Genomic DNA, 22,273 nt, shown 5'->3' with positions numbered 1-22,273 from the left:
TCCTGCTAGAGCACGAACAGGTCCACGAAACGATTGACCGGCGTGGCCTCGAGCTTCGCCTGGTCCGTGCACAACGCAAAGATTTCGGCACTGCGTTGCGCGGTAAACCGCGTGGCCAGGTTGGCCTTGAACTTGTCTTCCAGCATCGGAATGCCCTCCACCCGACGACGGCGATGGCCGATTGGGTATTCCACCGCCACTTGCTCGGTACTGGAGCCATCCTTGAAGAACACCTGCACCGCATTGGCGATGGAACGCTTGTCGGCTTCCAGGTATTCACGGCTGTAACGCGGGTCCTCGACGATGACCATCTTGTCGCGCAGTTCATCGATGATCGGGTGAGCGGCGTGAAACTCATCCTCGTACTGCTCGGCCACCAGGTTGCCGAATGCCAGGGGCACGGCGGTCATGTATTGCAGGCAATGGTCGCGGTCGGCAGCGTTGGCCAGTGGCCCGACCTTGGAGATGATGCGAATCGCCGACTCATGGGTGGTGATCACGATGCGCTCGATGTCGTGCAGGCGATCCTTGACCAACGGATGCAAGGTCACCGCGGCTTCACAGGCGGTTTGCGCATGGAACTCGGCGGGGAAGCTGATCTTGAACAGCACGTTTTCCATCACGTAGGTGCCGTAAGGCTGGGACAGGCTGAACGCACGCTTGTCCTCGGGCTTGAGCGCCAGGTCGTTATTGGTGTGGCTGAACAGCACATCGTAGAAGCCCCATTGCGGCGCGCTCAGCACACCGGGGATGCCCATTTCGCCGCGCAGGGCGATGTCCGCCAGGCGTACGCCGCGACTCGACGCATCCCCCGCCGCCCAGGATTTACGCGAGCCGGCATTCGGCGCGTGGCGGTAAGTGCGCAAGGCCTGGCCATCGACGAAGGCGTGAGACAGCGCCGACAGCAACTGTTCGCGGTTGGCGCCCATCAGCTTCGCGGTAACCGCCGTGGAGGCGACTTTCACCAACAGCACATGGTCGAGGCCAACGCGGTTGAACGAGTTTTCCAGGGCAATCACCCCCTGGATCTCGTGGGCCATGATCATCGCTTCCAACACCGCGCGCACGGTCAACGGCGCATCGCCATTGGCCACGCGCTTTTGCGACAGGTGATCCGCCACGGCAAGGATGCCGCCAAGGTTATCCGAAGGATGACCCCATTCGGCAGCGAGCCAGGTGTCGTTGTAGTCGAGCCAGCGCACGATGCAGCCGATGTCCCAGGCCGCCTTGACCGGGTCCAGGCGAAACGACGTGCCCGGCACCCGCGCGCCGAACGGCACCACCGTGCCCTCGACAATCGGCCCCAGGTGCTTGGTGCACTCGGGAAAACGCAGGGCCAGCAGGCCGCAACCGAGGGTGTCCATCAGGCAGTTGCGGGCGGTGTCGAGGGCGGCTTGGGAGTCGATGTGGTAGTTGAGGACGTAGTCGGCAATGTCCTGCAGGACCTGGTCGTAGTCGGGGCGGTTGTTCTGGTCGACGTTGGTGCTCATGGCAGATCTCCAAAGTGAGTTAGGGTTGCTGCATCCTCAGGGTCAGGGTTGATCGTTTCGCAGGTCTGAATGCCTGTTTATAACTGTGGGAGGGAGCTTGCCCCCTCCCACAGGGGATTGGTGTTGGACGTTAGAAAGAGTCGCCGGGTACGCGGACGAAACCCTCCATCAACACCCGTGCACTGCGGCTCATGATGGCTTTCTTCACCACCCATTCACCGTTCACCTGGGTAGCTTCAGCCCCCACCCGCAACGTGCCGGACGGATGCCCGAAGCGCACGGCATTACGCTCCACGCCGCCTGCAGCGAGGTTGACCAAGGTGCCGGAAATCGCCGCCGCCGTGCCGATCGCCACCGCCGCCGTGCCCATCATCGCGTGGTGCAGCTTGCCCATGGACAGGGCGCGCACCAGCAAATCCACATCGCTGGCCTTGATCGCCTTGCCGCTGGACGCCACGTAATCCGCAGGCTTGGCCACAAACGCCACCTTCGGCGTGTGCTGGCGCTGGGCGGTTTCGTCGAGGTGTTTGATCAGCCCCATGCGCAACGCGCCATAGGCCCGTACGGTCTCGAACATCGCCAGGGCCTTGGGGTCGCTGTTGATCGCGCCTTGCAACTCGGTGCCGGTGTAACCGAGGTCTTCGGCGTTGATGAAAATCGTCGGGATGCCAGCGTTGATCAGCGTGGCCTTGAAGGAGCCGACACCCGGCACTTCGAGGTCGTCGACCAGGTTGCCGGTGGGGAACATCGAGCCGCCGCCGCCCTCTTCTTCCGCCGCCGGTTCCATGAATTCCAGTTGCACTTCGGCAGCCGGGAAGGTCACGCCGTCCAGTTCGAAGTCGCCGGTTTCCTGCACCGCACCGTCGGTGATCGGCACGTGGGCAATGATGGTCTTGCCGATATTGGCCTGCCACACCCGTACCACGGCCACACCGTTGCGGGGCACGCGGGCCGCATCGACCAGCCCGGCGCTGATGGCGAACGAACCCACCGCCGCCGACAGGTTGCCGCAGTTACCACTCCAGTCGACAAAGGGTTTGTCGATGGAGACCTGGCCAAACAGGTAGTCCACGTCGTGATCGGCGCGAGTGCTTTTGGCGAGAATTACGGTTTTGCTGGTGCTCGATGTGGCGCCGCCCATGCCGTCGATTTGCTTGTCGTAGGGATCGGGGCTGCCGATCACCCGTAGCAGCAAGGCATCCCGCGCCGCTCCCGGCACCTGCGCCGACTCGGGCAGGTCCTGGAGGCGGAAAAATACGCCCTTGCTGGTGCCGCCACGCATATAGGTGGCGGGGATCTTGATTTGCGCTGCGTGTGCCATGGTCATCCTCTTCAGGCGGTGGTCGCCGATTCCAGGAAATCCTGGGCAAAACGTTGCAACACGCCGCCCGCCTCGTAGATCGACACTTCTTCGGCGGTGTCCAGGCGGCACGTCACCGGCACCTCGACACGTTCGCCATCCTTGCGATTGATCACCAGCGTCAGCTGCGCACGCGGGGTGCGTTCGCCGATCACGTCGTAGGTTTCGCTGCCATCAATCTGCAGGGTGTGACGGTCGGTGCCCGGCAGGAACTCCAGCGGCAACACGCCCATGCCCACCAGGTTGGTGCGGTGGATGCGCTCGAAACCTTCGGCGGCAATCGCTTCCACACCCGCCAGGCGCACGCCCTTGGCGGCCCAGTCGCGGGACGAGCCCTGGCCGTAGTCGGCGCCGGCAATGATGATCAGCGGCTGCTTGCGTTCCATATAGGTTTCGATGGCTTCCCACATCCGCGTGACCTTGCCTTCCGGTTCGATCCGCGCCAGGGAGCCCTGCTTGACCTTGCCGTTCTCCCGCACCATTTCGTTGAACAGTTTCGGGTTGGCGAACGTCGCGCGCTGCGCGGTCAGGTGGTCGCCACGGTGAGTGGCGTAGGAGTTGAAGTCGACTTCCGGCAGGCCCATTTTCGCCAGGTATTCGCCGGCGGCGCTGTCGAGCATGATCGCGTTGGACGGCGACAGGTGATCGGTGGTGATGTTGTCCGGCAGCACCGCCAGCGGGCGCATGCCCTTGAGCGGCCGCGCACCGGCCAGCGCGCCTTCCCAGTACGGTGGGCGGCGGATATAGGTGCTCTGCGGGCGCCAGTCGTACAGCGGCGCGACTTTCGGGCCGGTGTCTTCGTGGATCGCGAACATCGGGATATACACCGCGCGGAACTGCTCCGGCTTGACCGAGGCCTTGACCACCGCGTCGATTTCTTCATCGCTCGGCCAGATGTCCTGCAGGCGGATTTCCTTGCCGTCGGCGTCGAAGCCGAGCACGTCCTTCTCGATGTCGAAACGGATGGTGCCGGCAATGGCATAGGCCACCACCAGCGGCGGCGAAGCCAGGAACGCCTGCTTGGCGTACGGGTGAATACGCCCGTCGAAGTTACGGTTACCCGAGAGCACGGCGGTGGCGTACAGGTCGCGGTCGATGATCTCTTGCTGGATCACCGGGTCGAGCGCGCCGGACATGCCGTTGCAGGTAGTGCAGGCAAACGCCACCACACCAAAGCCGAGCTTTTCCAACTCATGACCGAGGCCGGCTTCTTCCAGGTACATGGCCACGGTTTTCGAACCGGGTGCCAGGGACGACTTGACCCACGGCTTGCGCGTCAACCCAAGCCTGTTGGCGTTACGCGCCAGCAGCCCGGCGGCGATCACGTTGCGCGGGTTACTGGTGTTGGTGCAACTGGTGATGGCGGCGATGATCACTGCGCCGTCGGGCATTTGCCCCGGCACTTCATCCCACTGGCCGGAGATGCCTTTGGCGGCCAGGTCGCGGGTGGCGACGCGGGCGTGCGGGTTGCTCGGGCCAGCCATGTTGCGCACGACACTGGACAGGTCGAAGGTGAGGCCACGCTCGTACTGCGCACCTTTAAGGTCGTCTGCCCACAAGCCGGTATGACGGGCGTATTGCTCGACCAGGGTGACTTGTTCGTCTTCGCGGCCGGTGAGTTTCAGGTAGGCGATGGTCTGCTGGTCGATATAAAACATTGCCGCCGTGGCGCCGTATTCCGGGGCCATGTTGGAGATAGTCGCGCGGTCACCGAGGGTCAGTTTGGAGGCGCCCTCGCCAAAGAACTCCAGCCACGCACCGACCACTTTCTGTTGACGCAGGAACTCGGTCAGGGCCAGCACCATGTCGGTGGCAGTGATGCCTGGCAGCAGCTTGCCGGTCAGTTCGACGCCGACGCTTTCCGGCAGGCGCATCCACGAGGCGCGGCCAAGCATGACGCTCTCGGCTTCGAGGCCGCCGACGCCAATGGCGATCACGCCCAGGGCATCGACGTGAGGGGTGTGGCTGTCGGTGCCGACGCAGGTATCCGGGAAGGCCACACCGTCACGCACTTGGATCACCGGGGACATTTTCTCCAGGTTGATCTGGTGCATGATGCCGTTGCCCGGCGGGATCACATCGACGTTCTTGAAGGCCTTTTTGGTCCACTCGATAAAGTGGAAGCGGTCTTCGTTGCGACGGTCTTCGATGGCGCGGTTTTTCTCGAATGCGTCCGGGTCGAAACCGCCGGCTTCGACGGCCAGGGAGTGGTCGACGATCAACTGGGTCGGTACCACCGGGTTGACCTGGGCCGGGTCGCCGCCTTGCAGCGCGATGGCGTCACGCAGGCCGGCGAGGTCGACCAGCGCGGTCTGGCCGAGAATGTCGTGGCACACCACGCGGGCCGGGAACCAGGGGAAGTCGAGGTCGCGCTTGCGTTCGATCAGTTGGCTCAGGGAAGCATTGAGGGTGGCCGGGTCGCAGCGGCGCACCAGGTTCTCGGCGAGCACACGAGAGGTGTAGGGCAATGTGGCGTAGGCGCCGGGGCTGATTGCATCGACGGCCGCGCGGGCATCGAAGTAATCCAGGCGGCTGCCGGGGAGCGGTTTGCGAAATTCAGTGTTCATCGTCAGGACTCGGTCACGGTGATTACAAACGGAACCGGCTGATCCGGGGCTGGAATGCGATTCAAATGTGGGAGGGGGCTTGCTCCCGATGGCGGTGTATCAGTTGCTATAGGTTTGAATGACACACCACCATCGGGGGCAAGCCCCCTCCCACACTGGGTCCGGTTTCCACTTCGGGATCGTCGGTATTCCCATTCAGCGACGTTCGATTGGCACGAACTTGCGCTGTTCAACGCCGGTGTACTCGGCGCTTGGACGGATGATGCGGTTGTTGGCACGCTGCTCAAATACGTGGGCCGCCCAGCCTGTAAGCCGCGAGCAGACGAAGATCGGCGTGAACAGCTTGGTCGGGATGCCCATGAAGTGGTACGCCGAGGCATGGTAGAAGTCGGCGTTGGGGAACAGTTTTTTCTGTTCCCACATGGTCTTGTCGATGGCTTCGGAGACCGGGAACAGCACGGTGTCGCCCACTTCGTCAGCGAGTTTTTTCGACCAGCCCTTGATCACTTCATTACGCGGGTCGTTGTCTTTATAGATGGCGTGGCCGAAGCCCATGATCTTGTCCTTGCGCGCCAGCATGCCGAGGGTGCCTTCGACGGCTTCCTCCGCCGAGCCGAAACGCTCGATCATTTCCATCGCCGCTTCGTTGGCGCCGCCGTGCAGCGGGCCGCGCAGGGAGCCGATGGCGGCAGTTACGCAGGAATACAGGTCGGACAATGTCGAGGCACACACCCGCGCGGTGAACGTCGAGGCGTTGAACTCGTGCTCGGCGTAAAGGATCAACGACACGTTCATGACTTTTTCATGCAGCTCGCTCGGCTTCTTGCCGTGCAGCAGGTGCAGGAAGTGGCCGCCAATGCTCGGCTCGTCGGTCACGCAATCGATGCGCTTGCCGTCGTGGCTGAAGCGGTACCAGTAGCACATGATCGCCGGGAACGCGGCGAGCAGGCGGTCGGTCACGTCGCGTTGCACGCTGAAGTCTTTTTCCGGCTCGATATTGCCGAGGAACGAGCAACCGGTGCGCATCACGTCCATCGGGTGGGCGTCGGCGGGGATGCGTTCGAGCACTTCTTTCAGCGCTTGCGGCAGATCACGCAACTTGCTCAGCCTGGCGCTGTAGGCGGCCAGTTCGGCCTGGGTCGGCAGTTCGCCGTACAGAAGCAGATAAGCGACTTCTTCAAACTGCGCATCGGCCGCCAGTTCGCGCACATCGTAGCCACGGTAGGTCAAGCCGGCACCGGCCTGGCCCACGGTGGACAGTGCGGTCTGCCCGGCGACCTGGCCACGCAGGCCGGCACCACTCAATACTTTTGCTTCAGCCATGGTTTTTCTCCAATTTTGTCGTTATTCAGGGAGGCGTGTTCGTCACTTTTTCGCGGCGAACAGCGCGTCAAGCTTCTGCTCGAAGGTGTGGTAATCGATGCGATCGTAAAGCTCCATGCGGGTTTGCATGGTGTCGATCACGTTCTGTTGGGTGCCGTCGCGACGGATCGCGGTGTAGACGTTCTCGGCGGCCTTGTTCATGGCGCGGAAGGCCGAGAGCGGGTACAGCACGATGGAAACATCGGCAGATTTCAACTGTTCGGTGGTGTACAGCGGCGTCGCGCCGAACTCGGTGATGTTGGCCAGGATCGGCGCCTTCACACGGGCGGCGAACAGTTTGTACATCTCCAGTTCAGTGATGGCTTCCGGGAACACCATGTCGGCGCCGGCTTCGATGCAGGCGGCGGCACGCTCCAGGGCAGACTCCAGGCCTTCGACGGCCAGGGCATCGGTACGCGCCATGATCACGAAGCTGTCATCGGTGCGCGCGTCCACGGCGGCCTTGATGCGGTCGACCATTTCCTGCTGGGACACGATCTCTTTGTTCGGACGATGGCCGCAGCGCTTGGCGCCGACCTGGTCTTCGATATGAATCGCGGCGGCACCGAACTTGATCATCGATTTGACGGTGCGCGCGACGTTGAACGCCGAGGAACCGAAACCGGTGTCCACGTCCACCAGCAGCGGCAGGTCGCAGACATCAGTGATACGGCGCACGTCGGTGAGTACGTCATCCAGGCCGGTGATGCCCAGGTCCGGCACGCCGAGGGAACCGGCCGCCACCCCGCCGCCCGACAGGTAGATCGCCTTGAAGCCGGCGCGCTTGGCCAGCAACGCGTGGTTGGCGTTGATCGCGCCGACCACCTGCAAAGGGTGCTCGCTGGCGACCGCGTCACGGAAACGCTGGCCGGGTGTGCTTTTGTTGTTCGAACTCATGACTCACCTCTATCAGGGGCGCCGCCTGGGAAATGACGGGCAATATTGCGTTTGGAAGCACCGATATGCCGGCGCATCAACAACTCGGCCAGTTCACCGTCGCGATCGGCAATCGCATCAAGAATGCGGTGATGCTCGGCAAAGGCCTGGCGTGGACGATTGGGGGTGGCGGAGAACTGGATGCGGTACATGCGCACCAGCTGGTACAGCTCGCCGCAGAGCATTTGAGTGAGCGTGCGGTTACCCGCACCTTGAATGATCCGGTAATGAAAATCGAAGTCGCCTTCCTGCTGGTAGTAGCCGACACCCGCCTGGAACGCTGCGTCGCGCTCATGGGTGTGCAACACCTGGCGCAGCTCTTCGATCTCCACGTCGGTCATGCGCTCGGCGGCCAGGCGACAGGCCATGCCTTCCAGGGACTCGCGGATTTCATACAGTTCAACCAGCTCGGCGTGGCTCAAGGACACGACCCGGGCGCCCACATGAGGTACGCGCACCAGCAGGCGCTGGCCTTCCAGGCGGTGGATCGCCTCGCGCAGCGGGCCACGGCTGATGCCGTAGGTGCGAGCCAGTTCCGGCTCGGAAATCTTGCTGCCGGGAGCGATCTCACCCTTGACGATGGCGGCCTGAATGCGTCGGAAGACGTTCTCGGACATCGTTTGGGATTCGTCCGACGCCATTATCGGAGCTTCTGATTGACCCAGCATATTGTCGACACCTTTGAAAGCAATGCGGCAAAAACTAGCCAATAAACCGCCACCAGTCAAAGAATAAATCGATATTGTCGACAATCGTCTAATAATCCCGGCTGCACGCCCTCAGGGCATGGCCGGCTGCCAGCGCTGGCGCCAAAAAAGCATCATGTTAGAATGCCCGCCGCATTTGCCTGACATCACTTGATGAAACGGCGCACGAAGGGAGCTTGCGCAGCAATGCCAGTCGCCTTGAATTGAACATCGCACTGCACCGCCTCAGGATCTATGAGACTCAAGCCCTTCCCCCTACTGTTTTGCCTATTGTCCATGCCGAGCCTTGGCGCTGCCGCCGAGAAGACTGTGTATGGCCTCAATGAATACGCCCAATTGGCCGGCATCGACCTGGAAGTAGCCGCCAAGCTCGACACCGGCGCCAAGACCGCCTCCCTCAGCGCCCGCGACATCAAGCGCTTCAAGCGCAACGGCGAATCCTGGGTGCGCTTCTACCTGGCCATCGACACCGCCCATTCCCATCCCATCGAGCGTCCCCTGGCCCGCGTCAGCAAGATCAAGCGTCGCGCCGGCGACTACGACCCCGATGAGGACAAGAACTACACCGCCCGTCCAGTGATTGCCCTGGATATCTGCATGGGCACCGCTTTACGCAGCATCGAAGTGAACTTGACTGACCGCAGCGCTTTCCAATATCCGCTGCTGATCGGCTCCGAAGCGCTCAAACGCTTTGATGCGCTGGTCGACCCCAGTCTTAAATACGCAGCAGGCAAACCTGCCTGCGCCGCCGACGCTCATACCGCCGAGTAAACCGAATGCGCGCTCTAACCCTACACCTGAGAATCCTGATCGCCATCCTGGTGGTGTTGGGTATTTCGGTCACCGCCTACCAGATCTTCGTGCTGGGCATTCCCGTCACCGAGGACGCCACCGACGACTTGTGGAACATCGACGCCAAGGTCGAGTTCGTCGCCAACCCGAAAGACCCGGTGAAGATCCAGATGTTCGTGCCGCCCTTGAGCCGCGACTTCGTCAGTCTTAATGAGAGCTTTATCTCCAATAACTACGGGGTCAGCGTCAACCGCATCGACGGCAACCGTAAGGTCACCTGGTCGGCACGCCGCGCCAAGGGCAACCAGACCCTGTATTACCGCCTGGTGCTGACCAAGCGCTACAGCGGCGAAAAAACCAAGATCAAGGGCCCGACCTTCCGCGACAGTATTGCCGTGGAAGGCCCGGAGAAAATCGCCGCCGAGGCCTTGCTGGCGCCGATTCGCCAGCATTCGGCCGACGTCGAGACCTTCATCACCGAAGCCATCAAGCGCACCAACAACCTCAACGACGACAATGTGAAGCTGTTGCTGGCCGGCGACCCGTCGACGCCGCACAAGGCCAAGATCGTCGAGTTGCTGCTGTCCATTGCCCATGTGCCGGTGGAAAAGGTCCACACCATCCGCCTGGTGGCCGACCAGCCGCAAAGCCCGGAGCTGTGGCTGCGTAGCTTCAATGGCAACGACTGGCTGTACTTCAACCCGGAAACCGGCGAACCGGGCCTGCCCGCCGACCGCCTGCTGTGGTGGACCGGCGATGAAAACCTGATCACCGTCGATGGCGGCAAGAAAGCCATGGTCACCTTCAGCCTGAACAACAGCGAAATGAACGCGATTCGCCTGGCCAAGCTGACCGACGAGAACACCGACGCCAACTTCCTCGAATACTCGCTGTACGGCCTGCCCCTGCAAACCCAGCAGACCTTCATGATCATGGTGATGATCCCGATTGGCGTGCTGGTGATCCTGATCCTGCGCAACCTGATCGGCCTGCAGACCCTGGGCACCTTTACCCCGGTGCTGATTGCCCTGGCGTTCCGAGAGACGCAGCTGGGCTTCGGGATTGTGCTGTTCACGATTATCACGGCGCTGGGCCTGTCCCTCAGGTCGTACCTGGAACACTTGAAGTTGCAGATGCTGCCGAGGTTGTCGGTGGTGCTGACCTTCGTGGTGGTGTTGATCGCGGCCATCAGCCTGTTCAGCCACAAGCTGGGGCTGGAGCGCGGGTTGTCGGTGGCGCTGTTCCCGATGGTGATTTTGACCATGACCATCGAACGCCTGTCGATCACCTGGGAAGAGCGCGGCGCCAGCCATGCCATGAAAGTGGCGATTGGTACGCTGTTCGCCGCGTCCCTGGCGCACATCATCATGAGCGTGCCGGAGCTGATCTACTTCGTATTCACTTTCCCGGCGATCCTGCTGATCCTGGTGGGCTTCATGCTGGCCATGGGGCGCTATCGTGGCTACCGCCTGACCGAGCTGGTGCGATTCAAGGCCTTCCTCAAGGCTGATTCGTAATGTTCGGCTTCTGGAAGACCTGGAAGGCCCTGGAAGCGCGGGGGATCATGGGCATCAACCGGCGTAATGCCGACTACGTGCTCAAGTACAACAAGCGCAGCCTGTACCCCATCGTGGATGACAAGATCATCACCAAGGAACGGGCGATCGCCGCCGGCATCCATGTGCCGGAAATGTACGGGGTGATCTCCACCGAGAAGGAAATCGACAAACTCGACGAGATCATCGGCGGGCGCAGCGACTTCGTGATCAAACCGGCCCAGGGCGCCGGCGGTGACGGCATCCTGGTGGTGGCGGACCGGTTTGAGGGGCGCTACCGCACGGTGTCCGGCAAGATCATCAGCCATGAAGAGATCGAACATCAGATTTCCAGCATCCTCACCGGCCTCTACTCCCTGGGTGGCCACCGCGACCGTGCGCTGATCGAATACCGCGTGGTACCCGACCAGATCTTCAAGAGCATCAGCTACGAAGGCGTGCCGGATATTCGCATCATCGTGCTGATGGGCTACCCGGTGATGGCGATGCTGCGCTTGCCGACCCGCCAGTCGGGCGGCAAGGCCAACCTGCACCAGGGCGCGATTGGCGTGGGCGTCGACCTTGCCACCGGCCTGACCCTGCGCGGTACCTGGCTGAACACCATCATCACCAAACACCCCGACACCACCAACGCGGTGGATGGCGTGCAACTGCCCAACTGGGACGGTTTCATGAAGCTCGCGGCCGGCTGCTACGAGCTGTGCGGGCTGGGCTATATCGGCGTGGACATGGTGCTCGACCAGGAAAAAGGCCCGCTGATCCTTGAGCTGAATGCGCGGCCGGGGCTGAATATCCAGATCGCCAACGACTGCGGCCTGACCTTGCGCACCCATGCGGTGGAGGCGCGACTGGAAGAACTGAAAGCGGCCGGCGTGACGGAAACCCCGGAAGAGCGGGTGAAGTTTGTGCAGGAGATGTTCGGGCATATTCCGCCCGTGGAAGGCTGATCCGGTCTTCGAACTGTCTATCCCCGACATCCCCTCTAGGAGCAAATCCTACAGGGGACTACAATCCCCCTCCCCCGCGCCATTGGCTGATTCAACCCCGCATGTCGACCTGCTCCGTACACCCATTGCCCTACCGGGCCAACCCCGCCGAGTATTTTGCGGCGATTCGCCACGCTCCCGGCGCGGTGCTGCTCGACAGCGGCCGGCCGACGGCCGAGCGTGGGCGTTACGACCTGCTCAGCGCCTGGCCCGAAGCGACCTTGACGGTAGCGCCTGACGAAAGCGGCGCTGCTTTCCTGCAACGCTTGCGGGAAAACCTCACGCGATTGGGTGAAGCCGCGATTCCCGACGGTTTGCAGTTACCGTTCGCCGGCGGCTTGATCGGCTACCTGAGCTACGACTTCGGTCGGCACCTGGAGCACATGCCGCACCTGGCGGTGGATGACCTGCACCTGCCGGACGCGCGCTTCGGGCTGTACGCCTGGGCGCTGATCAGTGACCACCAGGCCCAGAGCAGCCAGTTGGTGTTTCATCCCTCGCTGGCAGATAGCGAACGGCAACGGCTGATCGCGTTGTTCAGCCATGGGGCTGTCGACACCTGCGCGACGTTCAAACTCCAGGGCCCGATGGCGCCCGACCTCAGCGCCGAGGCCTACCGCCAAGCCATCGTGCGTATCCAGGATTACATCCAGGCCGGCGACTGCTACCAGGTCAACTTCGCCCAGCGTTTTCGCGCACCGTGCATGGGTGATCCCTGGGCAGCCTATTGCGCCCTTCGCGAAGCCTGCCCGACGCCGTTTTCCGGGTTCCAGAGCCTGCCGGACGACGGCGCGGTCCTGAGCCTGTCGCCGGAGCGTTTCGTGCACATCAGCGAGCGCCACGTCGAAACCCGCCCGATCAAAGGCACCCGCCCCCGCGGCCTCACGCCTGAAGAAGACGCCGCCCAGGCCGCCGAACTGCTGGCCAGCCCCAAGGACCGCGCCGAGAACCTGATGATCGTCGACCTGCTGCGCAACGACCTCGGCCGCACCTGCCGCATCGGCTCGGTCAACGTGCCGGAACTGTTCAGCCTGGAAAGCTACCCCAACGTGCATCATCTGGTCAGCAGCGTGACCGGCGAGTTGGCCGACGATAAAGACGCCCTCGACCTGATCGCCGGCAGCTTCCCTGGTGGCTCGATCACCGGCGCCCCGAAGATTCGCGCGATGCAGATCATCGACGAACTGGAGCCGACCCGACGCGGGCTGTACTGCGGTTCGCTGGTGTACCTGGATGTGCGCGGCGAGATGGACAGCTCCATCGCCATCCGCAGCTTACTGGTCAAGGATGGCCAAGTGTGTTGCTGGGGCGGCGGTGGGATCGTGGCGGATTCGCAGTGGGAGGCGGAGTATCAGGAGTCACTGACGAAGGTGCGGGTGTTGTTACAAACACTGGAAAGCCTGTAGCGCACAGTGCCTTCCTGGCTCTCAGACGTAGCGCCGAGCAGTAGAAAAAACCTGAATCAGAACCGCAGTAGACGTAGTTGAACGTCGGAAGATAGCGTCCGGCTTCAACCGTCCACCCGCCGTCTGTGAAGGATCACATGAAGCGACTGCCTACCCGTCAGGAAATATTTCCGAGTTTGCGCCCCCTCTCAACCGCGCCTATCATCTCCCAAATCGGGAGGTTGCAGCGATGCGGATAATCGCCCTCTCGACCTTACGAATATTCTGGGAAAGCCAACCCGCCTATATCGATGCGAAAGCGCCGCTTATTGAATTGTATCGGCATATGGAAAAGGCCATTTACCCTACGCCACAAGCACTCAAGGCAGCGCTCAGGACCGCGAGCATTCTCAAAGGTAGCAGGGTTGTATTCAACGTGGGCGGCAACAAATATCGAGTGATCATGGCGATCGATTACCAGCGACAGCTTGGGTTCATACGGTTCGTAGGGACTCATGCGCAGTACGACCAGATCAATGCGGAGACCGTGTAATGAACATCAAACCCATACACTCCCAGGAAGACCTCACTGCGGCACTCGCGCGGGTGCAGCAGCTCTGGGGAGCGGACATCGGCTCGACTGAAGGCGATGAGCTGGAAATTCTTGCAGTACTCATTGAGAAGTACGAAGCCGAACATTACCCAATGCCACCTTCTGATCCGGTGGAAGCCATTAAATTTCGCATGGAGCAACTGGGCATGACTGCCCGCGACCTGGAGCCATTTATCGGCACCAGCGGACGTGTATCCGAAGTGCTGAACCACAAGCGCAAGCTGAGCCTGTCGATGATCAAGCGACTGCATGAAGGCTTGAGTATTCCTTATGAGCGGTTGCTTGCAGGGAGCTGACAGAAACATTGGTAGTGGCGCTACCTTCCCCATCGGGAGCAAGCCCCCTCCCACATTCGACCTCGTTTATCTGTTGGAATGGTGTCGAATGTGGAAGGGGGCTTGCTCCCGATAGGGCCCTCAGCCGGCCCGAAAGAAATTACAGGCTCAACTGCCGATTCGACGCCCTGATGAACTCTTTCTTTAAATCTTCAAACGTATGCACCGCCGGGAATTGCGGGAATTCGCGGATCACATTTTCCGGCGCATGGAACAGAATCCCACGGTCGGCCTCGCCCAACATGGTGGTGTCGTTGTAGGAGTCGCCGGCGGCGATCACGCGGTAGTAGAGGGTCTTGAACGCCAATACCGACTGGCGCTTGGGGTCTTTCTGGCGCAGTTGGTAGCTGACCACGCGGTCGTTTTCGTCGGTGATGAGACGGTGGCACAACAAGGTCGGGAAGCCCAACTGACGCATCAGCGGCTGGGAAAATTCGTAGAAGGTGTCGGACAGGATCACCACCTGGAAGCGCTCGCGCAGCCAGTTGACGAACTCGATGGCGCCGTCCAGCGGTTTGAGGGTGGCGATCACTTCCTGGATGTCGGCGAGCTTGAGCCCGTGTTCGTCGAGGATGCGCAGGCGCTGCTTCATCAGCACGTCGTAGTCGGGAATGTCCCGGGTGGTGGCCCGCAGGGATTCAATACCGGTTTTTTCGGCGAAGGCGATCCAGATTTCTGGCACCAGCACCCCTTCCAGGTCGAGACAGGCAATTTCCACAAGACACTCCCATTGGATGTTGTTAGTTGAGCGAGCAAAAGGACTGCCGAACTCTAGCGATTCAAGCCCGCCGCCGCAACGCAGGGCGGATTTTGATACCATCGCTCCCCTATAGAGCGCTCAGCGCCATTGACCTGTAGGAACCGTCCTGATGAACCAAGCCTTCGACGTCGTTGAACTCGCCACGACTTATGCCAACAAGTCTGCCCAGGACATTCTCAAGCTGGCGTTCAGCCAGTTCGGTGATGACCTGTGGATTTCCTTCAGCGGTGCCGAGGATGTGGTGCTGGTGGACATGGCCTGGAAGCTGAACAAGAACGTCAAGGTGTTCAGCCTCGACACCGGCCGCCTGCACCCGGAGACCTACCGGTTTATCGAGCAGGTGCGCGACTTCTACAAGATCGATATCGAACTGATCTCGCCGGACCAGAGCAAGCTGGAACCCTTCGTCAAGGAGAAAGGCCTGTTCAGCTTCTACAAGGACGGCCATGGCGAATGCTGCGGCGTGCGCAAGATCGAGCCGCTGCGCCGTAAGCTTTCCGGCGTCAGCGCCTGGGCCACCGGCCAACGCCGCGACCAGAGCCCCGGCACCCGCAGCCAGGTAGCGGCGCTGGAAATCGACACGGCCTTCTCTACCCCGGAACGCACCCTGTACAAGTTCAACCCGCTGGCGCAGATGACCAGCGAAGAGATCTGGGGTTACATCCGCATGCTGGAACTGCCCTACAACAGCCTGCATGAGCGCGGCTTTATCAGCATCGGGTGTGAACCGTGCACCCGTCCCGTGCTGCCGAACCAGCACGAGCGTGAAGGTCGTTGGTGGTGGGAGGAAGCCACGCAGAAGGAATGCGGGCTGCATGCCGGGAATATCATCAGCAAGGCTTGAAGTTGATGCTGTAAAAAATGTGGGAGGGGGCTTGCCCCCGATAGCGGTGGGTCAGCCAGTTCAATGGTTGCTGACACACCGCAATCGGGGGCAAGCCCCCTCCCACATTTGTCTTGTGTTGAGTGTTAGAGATGTACACATACATGTAACCATCGGTGCCATTTATGTGTGCAATTTCTATTCAGCCGCACCATAACGTAACACCTCTCCCCTCCCCTCGGTTGGCCTGGCGAATCGCACGCTGACAACCCAAAAATAAATAGCTGTTCAATCGGTCAATTTATATTTCTTCAAATTCAGCCAGTTATTTAACCAACCTATAAAAACGAAATTACCCAGGACTTTCATAGATTCAAAACTGGCACGTATGTGGCTTAAGGTGAAATGCGCTTTGTATACAATAAATACAAAACCTACATACACTTTGCCATCTGCGGCTTCCCGGCAGATGTGCTGGAGCCTGCCGGAATGCGTACAAGCCTCTCGAATAACATCGCACTGGATCTGCCCTCCTCCGCCCTGAACTCAGACGCCGCGGGCCCCGGCCCCTTGGTGCTCAGCCCACGCCTGCACAACAAGGACCTGGCGCCCACCAAGGTCGAAGGCCGACGCTGGGGGCGCTACAGCATCTTCGCGCTGTGGACCAATGACGTGCACAACATCGCCAACTATTCGTTCGCCATCGGCCTCTATGCGCTGGGCCTGGGCGGCTGGCAGATCCTGTTGTCCCTGGGCATCGGCGCGGCGCTGGTGTACTTCTTCATGAACTTATCGGGGTATATGGGCCAGAAGACCGGCGTGCCGTTTCCGGTGATCAGCCGCATCAGCTTTGGCATTCACGGTGCGCAGATTCCGGCGTTGATCCGCGCCGTGATCGCGATTGCCTGGTTTGGTATCCAGACCTACCTGGCGTCGGTGGTTTTCCGCGTACTGCTGACGGCGATTCATCCAGGCTTTGCCGACTATGACCATAATTCGATCCTGGGGTTATCCACCCTGGGTTGGGCGTGTTTTGTAGTGATCTGGTTCGTGCAGTTGGTGATCCTGGCCTATGGCATGGAGATGGTGAGGCGCTATGAAGGCTTCGCCGGGCCGGTGATTTTGCTGACGGTGGCCGCGTTGGCCGGCTGGATGTACTTCCAGGCCGGTGGCAACATCGCCTGGTCGATCCGCGAGCCGCTCACCGGCGGCGAGATGTGGCGCAATATCTTTGCCGGTGGCGCGTTGTGGCTGGCGATCTACGGCACGCTGATCCTCAACTTCTGCGACTTCGCACGCTCTTCGCCGTGCCGCAAGACCATCCTGGTCGGCAATTTCTGGGGCCTGCCGGTGAATATCCTGGTGTTTGCCGCAATCACCGTGCTGCTCTGCGGCGGGCAGTTCCAGCTCAATGGCCGGGTGATCGAAAGCCCGACCGAAATCATCGCCGCCATCCCCAATACCTTCTTTCTCGTGCTCGGCTGCCTGGCATTCCTGATCGTCACCGTGGCGGTAAACATCATGGCCAACTTCGTCGCGCCGGCCTTTGTGCTGAGCAACCTGGCGCCCAAGTACCTGAACTTCCGTCGCGCCGGGTTGATCAGCGCCGCCGTGGCCGTGCTGATCCTGCCGTGGAACCTCTACAACAGCCCGTTGGTGATCGTGTATTTCCTCTCCGGCCTGGGCGCGCTGCTGGGGCCGTTGTACGGGGTGATCATGGTCGACTACTGGTTGATTCGTAAAAGCCAGGTGGACGTGCCACAGCTGTATAGCGAAGACCCGAATGGCGCTTATTACTACAACCGAGGGGTGAATATGCGTGCAGTGGCGGCGTTTATTCCTGCCGCCGTGATCGCCATCCTGCTGGCGCTGTTGCCTGGATTTGCCAGCGTCTCGCCGTTTTCCTGGTTGTTTGGCGCCGGTATTGCAGGGTTGCTGTACCTGCTGATCGCCAAGCGCCAGCCGTTCTACGCCGATGTCAGCGGCGAAAGCATTGCCGTCGATAACGTCAGTCACTGAGTAAGGACCTTCCATGCGTATCCTCGTGGTCAACGTCAACACCACCGAATCCATCACTGAAACCATCGCTCAACAGGCACAGTCCGTGGCTTCGCCGGGCACCGAGATTGTCGGGCTTACCCCGTACTTCGGCGCGGAATCGGTGGAGGGCAATTTTGAAAGCTACCTGGCCGCCATCGCCGTGATGGACCGGGTGATGGCTTACGACCAACCGTTCGATGCGGTGATCCAGGCCGGCTACGGCGAGCACGGCCGGGAAGGTTTGCAGGAATTATTGAATGTGCCGGTGGTGGACATCACCGAAGCGGCGGCCAGCACGGCGATGTTCCTAGGCCATGCCTATTCAGTGGTGACGACCCTGGACCGCACCGTGCCGCTGATCGAAGACCGCCTGAAACTCGCCGGCCTGTACCAGCGCTGCGCCTCGGTGCGCGCCAGCGGCATGGCGGTTCTGGAGCTGGAAGAAGACCCGCTGGCCGCCATGGAAGCCATCGTGCGCCAGGCGGAACTGGCTATTCGCGAAGACAAGGCCGAAGTGATCTGTCTGGGTTGCGGCGGCATGGCCGGGCTGGATGAGCAGATTCGCCAGCGCACCGGGGTGCCGGTGGTGGATGGCGTGACGGCGGCGGTGACCATCGCCGAATCCCTGGTGCGGCTGGGGTTGTCGACGTCGAAGATACGGACTTACGCGACGCCTCGGCCAAAGCAGGTGATTGGCTGGCAGACTCGGTTCGGCCGCTGAGCTGCACTTGGTTTTAGATTGCGCTGAACCTTTGCCCCAGTTTCTTTTCGGCAAACTGCTCGATGATGAAATCCACAAACGCCCGGGTCTTGCCGGGCAGCAGTTTGTGCTCGGCGTAGTAGACGGAAATATTGCCGTCGTCGACGTACCAGTCGGGCAATACCCTGACCACGTCGCCGCTGTCGAGGAACGGCACGGCCATGGGCATGCTCACCAGCGCAATCCCCAGGCCTTGAGCGCTGGCACAGCAGGCGGCTTCGGAGTCGCTCATGGTCATGCCGGGCTTGAGCACCAGCGGGCGGTGTTCACGTTCGATACTGGTCAACTGCCAGGACCGGATACGCCCGGTTTGCGGTGAGCGGATCAGGATACCTTTGCACCGCGACAAGTCTTCGGGCTCGCGCACCGGTGGGCGTTGCGCCAGGTAACCCGGGGAGGCCACCAGCACCCGGTGCGCCGGCGCCAGCTTGCGCGCTACCACGCCTTGGGGCAGCTCAAAACCGCCGCCGATGGCGGCATCGAAGCCCTGGCCGATCAAGTCAACCTGGCGGTTATCGAAATGCCAGTCCGGGCTGATATCCGGAAAACGCTCCATGAATGCCCCCAGCAACGGCACCACATAGCGATTGCCAAACACCGTGCCCATGCTGACCTTGAGCGTGCCCACCGGCCGGCCTTCGGCGCTGGCCAGGTTGGCCACGGCATTCTGGATGGTGGTGAGGCTGCCGCTGACTTCGGCCAGGAACAGCTTGCCGGCTTCGGTCAGCGCCAGACGCCGGGTGCTGCGCTGGAACAGCCGCACGCCGAGGCGCACCTCCAGCTTGGCGACGCTTTTGCCGACCGCCGCCGGGGTCAGGCTCAGGTGCCGCGCCGCCTCGGCAAAGCTGCCGCCTTCGGCGCTGCGCACAAAGCATTCGATACTGCCAAAGCTCTCCATCACGCCCCACTCTAAACTTTTGGTTTACACAGACTATAGCAATCACGGTCTACCGGCAGCGGCGAGCGAGGTCGATACTCGGCTCCAACAACAGGGCATTGCGCCTTGAACGACTCGGAGATCGACATGACCACACACAACCTCAGCGGCAAAGTCGCCTTGATCCAAGGCGGTTCCCGCGGCATCGGTGCCGCCATCGTCAAGCGCCTGGCAGCACAGGGTGCAGCCGTTGCCTTTACCTACGTCAGCTCTGCCGCCAAGGCTGAAGCCCTGCAGAACAGCGTGATCAGCGAAGGCGGCAAAGCCCTGGCGATTCACGCCGACAGCGCCGATGCCACTGCGATCCGCAATGCGGTCAACGCCACCGTGGAAGCCTTTGGCCGCCTGGACATCCTGGTGAATAACGCCGGCGTGCTGGCCATCGCCCCCTTGGAAGACTTCAAGCTGGAAGACTTCGACCAGACTTTGGCGATCAACGTGCGCAGCGTGTTTATCGCCACCCAGGAAGCCGCCAAGCATATGGGTGAAGGTGGCCGGGTGATCAACATCGGCAGCACCAATGCCGAACGCATGCCCTTTGGCGGCGGTGGCCCGTATGCGATGAGCAAAGCGGCGCTGGTCGGCTTGACCAAAGGTTTGGCGCGGGACTTGGGGCCACGGGGCATCACGATCAATAACGTGCAACCTGGGCCGGTGGACACCGATATGAACCCGGCAAACAGTGATTTTGCCGAGAGCCTGATCGGGTTGATGGCGGTGGGGCGTTACGGGCATGTGGAAGAGATTGCCAGTTTCGTGGCGTATCTGGCCGGGCCGGAAGCGGGGTATATCACCGGTGCCAGCCTGACTATCGATGGTGGGTTCAGCGCATAACCCAAGGTGGGAGGGGCTTGCCCCCTCCCACATGTTGACCTTGTTGGTTCAGGAGATGGGGGGCAGGCCATAGGCCGCCAGGTCGAAGTCCGCAAGCTTGCGGATGATCTGGTCGGCATGCTGGTACTTGCTGTCGGCCATGGCTTCATCGGGCACGGCGATGGCGGTCATACGGGCGGCCTTCGCCGCCGTTACACCAAACGGCGAATCCTCGAACACCAGGCAATCCTCAGGGGCAACGCCCAGGCGGCGCGCAGCGGTGAGGAAGATGTCCGGCGCAGGCTTGGCAGCGCCGACTTCCGGGTCGTCAGCGGTAACGATGGTGTCGAACAAACCAAACCATTCGCGGTGCAAGGTGGTCTTGTGGCCAAACGAATTGCGCGACGAACTGGTGCCCACGGCAATCGGAATGTTGTGCGCCTTCAAGTGCCGCACCAGCGCCTCGGCACCAGGCATGCCCAAGGCCTTGGGAAAGCGCGCGCTCATCAGCGGTTCGCGAATTTCGAGGAATTCAGCCGGGGTAATCGGCAGGTCCAGCGCCTTGACCACATAGTCGGCCAAATCCTGCGCACCGCGCCCGATGATGTGCTGCTTGATGCCCCAATCGTAGGTTCGGCCGTAGCGTTCGGCGATGATCTGCGTGACTTCGGTGTAGATGCCTTCCGTATCCAGCAACAACCCGTCCATATCGAAAATCACGGCCTTGATCGGACCGACTGCGGTACGCGGTGCATTCATCACTACACAACCCTGGAGGAAGGACTAAAAGGATTCAGCACAATAACGGCCTGGGTTGCCTGCAAGCAACCTTCGCGGCCAGGTATTGAGTCGGCAAAAGACTGCAGTCTGTGTGCGATCAGTGATTCATACCGCGCAACAGTTTTACCCGCCCGCGTGCGATGCGGCCGTCTAGGGTTTGTGAGAACAGAGCGTCCGCTCGATGGCTCGCCGCTGAAAAATACCCCTTGCAAACCTTATAAAAGACTTATTAACCTCTGATGAACTCAATCCACTGGACCCGAAAAGCCGTCAAGCAATTGCTTCGATTGCATTCGTATCATCAGCAACAAGTGCGCGATGCCGTCTTCGCACTTGAACGCATGCCCGACGCAGTCAACGTCAAAGCGTTGGTCAACCACCCCTGCAGTTACCGATTAAGGGTAGGGCGTTACCGAGTCCTTTTCGATTGGGACGGCGATATCCACGTGGTCAGCATTCAAGAGGTCAAGAAACGTGACGAGCGAACCTACTGCCATACAGATCATCCACAATACGGAGGGCAAGCCAGCTTTCGTGGTGATTCCTTATGAACACTATCTGGCCCAGCAGAACGATCCAAACCTAATCCCCCACGCGGTTGTCAGCCGCCTGGTAGATGGCGCAACTCCGATCCGAGCCTGGCGCGAACACCTGAACCTGACCCAGGAAGAAGTCGCCCAACGCCTGGGCATTTCCCAATCCGCATTTGCCCAGCAAGAGGCGGTGAACAAACCTCGCCGGACGACGCGGGAAAAGATTGCCAAGGCATTTGGCATCAACCCCGGTCAACTGGAGCTATAGCCTCAACGGGACTGTCCGCGCCTCCAGTCACCTAAAAGCGAAACCAAACATGCTCTATCGTCTAGCCGCAGACAGCCTCGTGCTGTTCCACCTGTGTTTCATCCTGTTCGTACTGTTTGGTGGGCTGCTGGCGCTGAAATGGCGCCCGATTATCTGGCTGCACCTGCCCGCCGCTGCGTGGGGCGTGGCGGTCGAGGTGTTCCACCTGCCCTGCCCGCTGACCCGCTGGGAAAACCTGTTTCGCCACCTCGCCGGGCAGGACGGTTATGGCGGTGGGTTTATCGAACATTACATCCTGACGATGATCTACCCGGCCGGGCTGACGCCACAGATCCAGCTGGGCCTGGGCGGGTTGGTGCTGGCGATCAATATTGCGGTGTATGTGCGCTTGATCCGACGTTACGTACAGGCTTGAGACAGCTTCACTGGTGAAGAATCAGACTCCCTCAGTCCGTTTTCCTTGACCGGCG

Annotated in this window: 21 protein-coding genes and 1 pseudogene; 13 read left to right on the top strand and 9 right to left on the bottom strand. The window is 61.0% G+C overall.

Translation table 11 applies throughout. The features are described from left to right. Nucleotides 1–5 precede the first annotated feature (5 nt). From prpD to M2397_RS12235, 6 genes are all read right to left on the bottom strand, one after another. A complete protein-coding gene (gene prpD, locus M2397_RS12260) occupies nt 6–1,490 on the bottom strand; it encodes a 2-methylcitrate dehydratase (RefSeq protein WP_145337031.1) in 1,485 nt (494 codons plus the stop codon). Nucleotides 1,491–1,620: 130 nt separating this feature from the next. Continuing rightward, entirely contained in the window at nt 1,621–2,811 is a 1,191-nt protein-coding gene (prpF, locus tag M2397_RS12255; RefSeq protein ID WP_259243298.1) for a 2-methylaconitate cis-trans isomerase PrpF, read from the bottom strand. An 11-nt stretch (nt 2,812–2,822) separates the two neighbouring features. Next, nucleotides 2,823–5,417, bottom strand: coding sequence for a Fe/S-dependent 2-methylisocitrate dehydratase AcnD (acnD, locus tag M2397_RS12250; protein ID WP_145337032.1), 2,595 nt, complete (start codon nt 5,415–5,417; stop codon nt 2,823–2,825). 195 nt (nt 5,418–5,612) lie between these two features. Then, nucleotides 5,613–6,740, bottom strand: coding sequence for a 2-methylcitrate synthase (gene prpC, locus M2397_RS12245; protein WP_131699698.1), 1,128 nt, complete (start codon nt 6,738–6,740; stop codon nt 5,613–5,615). Nucleotides 6,741–6,782: 42 nt separating this feature from the next. Further along, nucleotides 6,783–7,676 carry a methylisocitrate lyase gene (prpB, locus tag M2397_RS12240; RefSeq protein WP_027603670.1) on the bottom strand — a complete coding sequence of 298 codons (894 nt, stop codon included), beginning with the start codon at nt 7,674–7,676 and terminating at the stop codon, nt 6,783–6,785. Beyond that, nucleotides 7,673–8,383 (bottom strand): GntR family transcriptional regulator, encoded by a 711-nt coding sequence (locus M2397_RS12235; protein ID WP_131699699.1) that lies wholly within the window; start codon nt 8,381–8,383, stop codon nt 7,673–7,675. The genes prpB and M2397_RS12235 overlap by 4 nt, the downstream gene beginning before the upstream one ends. A 273-nt stretch (nt 8,384–8,656) precedes the next feature. On the opposite strand from M2397_RS12235, the gene M2397_RS12230 reads away from it, so the two are divergent. The 6 genes from M2397_RS12230 to M2397_RS12205 all read left to right on the top strand — a co-directional run bounded on the left by M2397_RS12230 (nt 8,657) and on the right by M2397_RS12205 (nt 14,050). Further along, on the top strand, nt 8,657–9,193 hold the full coding sequence (locus M2397_RS12230) for an ATP-dependent zinc protease (protein ID WP_065924789.1): 537 nt from the start codon (nt 8,657–8,659) through the stop codon (nt 9,191–9,193). A 5-nt stretch (nt 9,194–9,198) separates the two neighbouring features. Then, nucleotides 9,199–10,731 (top strand): inactive transglutaminase family protein, encoded by a 1,533-nt coding sequence (locus M2397_RS12225; protein WP_131699700.1) that lies wholly within the window; start codon nt 9,199–9,201, stop codon nt 10,729–10,731. Then, nucleotides 10,731–11,717: an alpha-L-glutamate ligase-like protein gene (locus M2397_RS12220; RefSeq protein ID WP_131699701.1), complete on the top strand. Its 987-nt coding sequence runs from the start codon at nt 10,731–10,733 to the stop codon at nt 11,715–11,717. Before M2397_RS12225 ends, M2397_RS12220 begins: the two co-directional genes overlap by 1 nt. A gap of 101 nt (nt 11,718–11,818) precedes the next feature. Beyond that, nucleotides 11,819–13,162 carry an aminodeoxychorismate synthase component I gene (gene pabB, locus M2397_RS12215; protein ID WP_184743685.1) on the top strand — a complete coding sequence of 448 codons (1,344 nt, stop codon included), beginning with the start codon at nt 11,819–11,821 and terminating at the stop codon, nt 13,160–13,162. A gap of 229 nt (nt 13,163–13,391) precedes the next feature. Further along, entirely contained in the window at nt 13,392–13,694 is a 303-nt protein-coding gene (locus tag M2397_RS12210; protein ID WP_131699703.1) for a type II toxin-antitoxin system HigB family toxin, read from the top strand. Further along, nucleotides 13,694–14,050 (top strand): type II toxin-antitoxin system HigA family antitoxin, encoded by a 357-nt coding sequence (locus tag M2397_RS12205; RefSeq protein ID WP_092486821.1) that lies wholly within the window; start codon nt 13,694–13,696, stop codon nt 14,048–14,050. The genes M2397_RS12210 and M2397_RS12205 overlap by 1 nt, the downstream gene beginning before the upstream one ends. A gap of 139 nt (nt 14,051–14,189) precedes the next feature. On the opposite strand, the gene thrH is transcribed toward M2397_RS12205, so the two are convergent. After that, nucleotides 14,190–14,807 (bottom strand): bifunctional phosphoserine phosphatase/homoserine phosphotransferase ThrH, encoded by a 618-nt coding sequence (thrH, locus tag M2397_RS12200; RefSeq protein ID WP_053132712.1) that lies wholly within the window; start codon nt 14,805–14,807, stop codon nt 14,190–14,192. A gap of 151 nt (nt 14,808–14,958) precedes the next feature. On the opposite strand from thrH, the gene M2397_RS12195 reads away from it, so the two are divergent. The 3 genes from M2397_RS12195 (at nt 14,959) to M2397_RS12185 (ending at nt 18,433) form a co-directional block, all read left to right on the top strand. Then, nucleotides 14,959–15,693, top strand: a complete 735-nt coding sequence (locus M2397_RS12195) for a phosphoadenylyl-sulfate reductase (RefSeq protein ID WP_027603661.1) — start codon at nt 14,959–14,961, stop codon at nt 15,691–15,693. 468 nt (nt 15,694–16,161) lie between these two features. Continuing rightward, nucleotides 16,162–17,691, top strand: coding sequence for an NCS1 family nucleobase:cation symporter-1 (locus M2397_RS12190; RefSeq protein WP_259243273.1), 1,530 nt, complete (start codon nt 16,162–16,164; stop codon nt 17,689–17,691). A gap of 13 nt (nt 17,692–17,704) precedes the next feature. After that, complete coding sequence (locus tag M2397_RS12185; RefSeq protein ID WP_259243271.1) at nt 17,705–18,433, top strand: aspartate/glutamate racemase family protein; 729 nt, start codon at nt 17,705–17,707, stop codon at nt 18,431–18,433. Nucleotides 18,434–18,446: 13 nt separating this feature from the next. Here M2397_RS12185 and M2397_RS12180 read toward each other — a convergent pair whose 3' ends face one another. After that, nucleotides 18,447–19,370 carry a LysR family transcriptional regulator gene (locus M2397_RS12180; RefSeq protein WP_167656092.1) on the bottom strand — a complete coding sequence of 308 codons (924 nt, stop codon included), beginning with the start codon at nt 19,368–19,370 and terminating at the stop codon, nt 18,447–18,449. 126 nt (nt 19,371–19,496) lie between these two features. On the opposite strand from M2397_RS12180, the gene M2397_RS12175 reads away from it, so the two are divergent. Beyond that, nucleotides 19,497–20,243, top strand: a complete 747-nt coding sequence (locus M2397_RS12175) for a 3-oxoacyl-ACP reductase family protein (RefSeq protein WP_145337034.1) — start codon at nt 19,497–19,499, stop codon at nt 20,241–20,243. Nucleotides 20,244–20,291: 48 nt separating this feature from the next. Here the strand turns inward: M2397_RS12175 and M2397_RS12170 are convergent, their stop codons facing one another. Beyond that, nucleotides 20,292–20,981 carry an HAD-IA family hydrolase gene (locus M2397_RS12170; RefSeq protein WP_131699706.1) on the bottom strand — a complete coding sequence of 230 codons (690 nt, stop codon included), beginning with the start codon at nt 20,979–20,981 and terminating at the stop codon, nt 20,292–20,294. A 260-nt stretch (nt 20,982–21,241) separates the two neighbouring features. On the opposite strand from M2397_RS12170, the pseudogene M2397_RS12165 reads away from it, so the two are divergent. The 3 genes and pseudogenes from M2397_RS12165 to M2397_RS12155 all read left to right on the top strand — a co-directional run. Beyond that, nucleotides 21,242–21,493, top strand: a pseudogene (locus tag M2397_RS12165) (type II toxin-antitoxin system RelE/ParE family toxin); the annotation flags it as partial. Then, entirely contained in the window at nt 21,477–21,803 is a 327-nt protein-coding gene (locus tag M2397_RS12160) for a helix-turn-helix domain-containing protein (RefSeq protein WP_131699708.1), read from the top strand. The pseudogene M2397_RS12165 and the gene M2397_RS12160, both read left to right, overlap by 17 nt. 49 nt (nt 21,804–21,852) lie before the next feature. Further along, nucleotides 21,853–22,218 carry a DUF2784 domain-containing protein gene (locus M2397_RS12155; RefSeq protein WP_131699709.1) on the top strand — a complete coding sequence of 122 codons (366 nt, stop codon included), beginning with the start codon at nt 21,853–21,855 and terminating at the stop codon, nt 22,216–22,218. Nucleotides 22,219–22,273 lie beyond the last annotated feature (55 nt).

Origin of the sequence: Pseudomonas sp. BIGb0381 (assembly GCF_024809815.1) — a bacterium.
Taxonomy (GTDB): Bacteria; Pseudomonadota; Gammaproteobacteria; order Pseudomonadales; family Pseudomonadaceae; genus Aquipseudomonas.
Note: the sequence above shows the minus strand (reverse complement) of the source record. Positions and strands in the feature narration are given on the sequence as shown.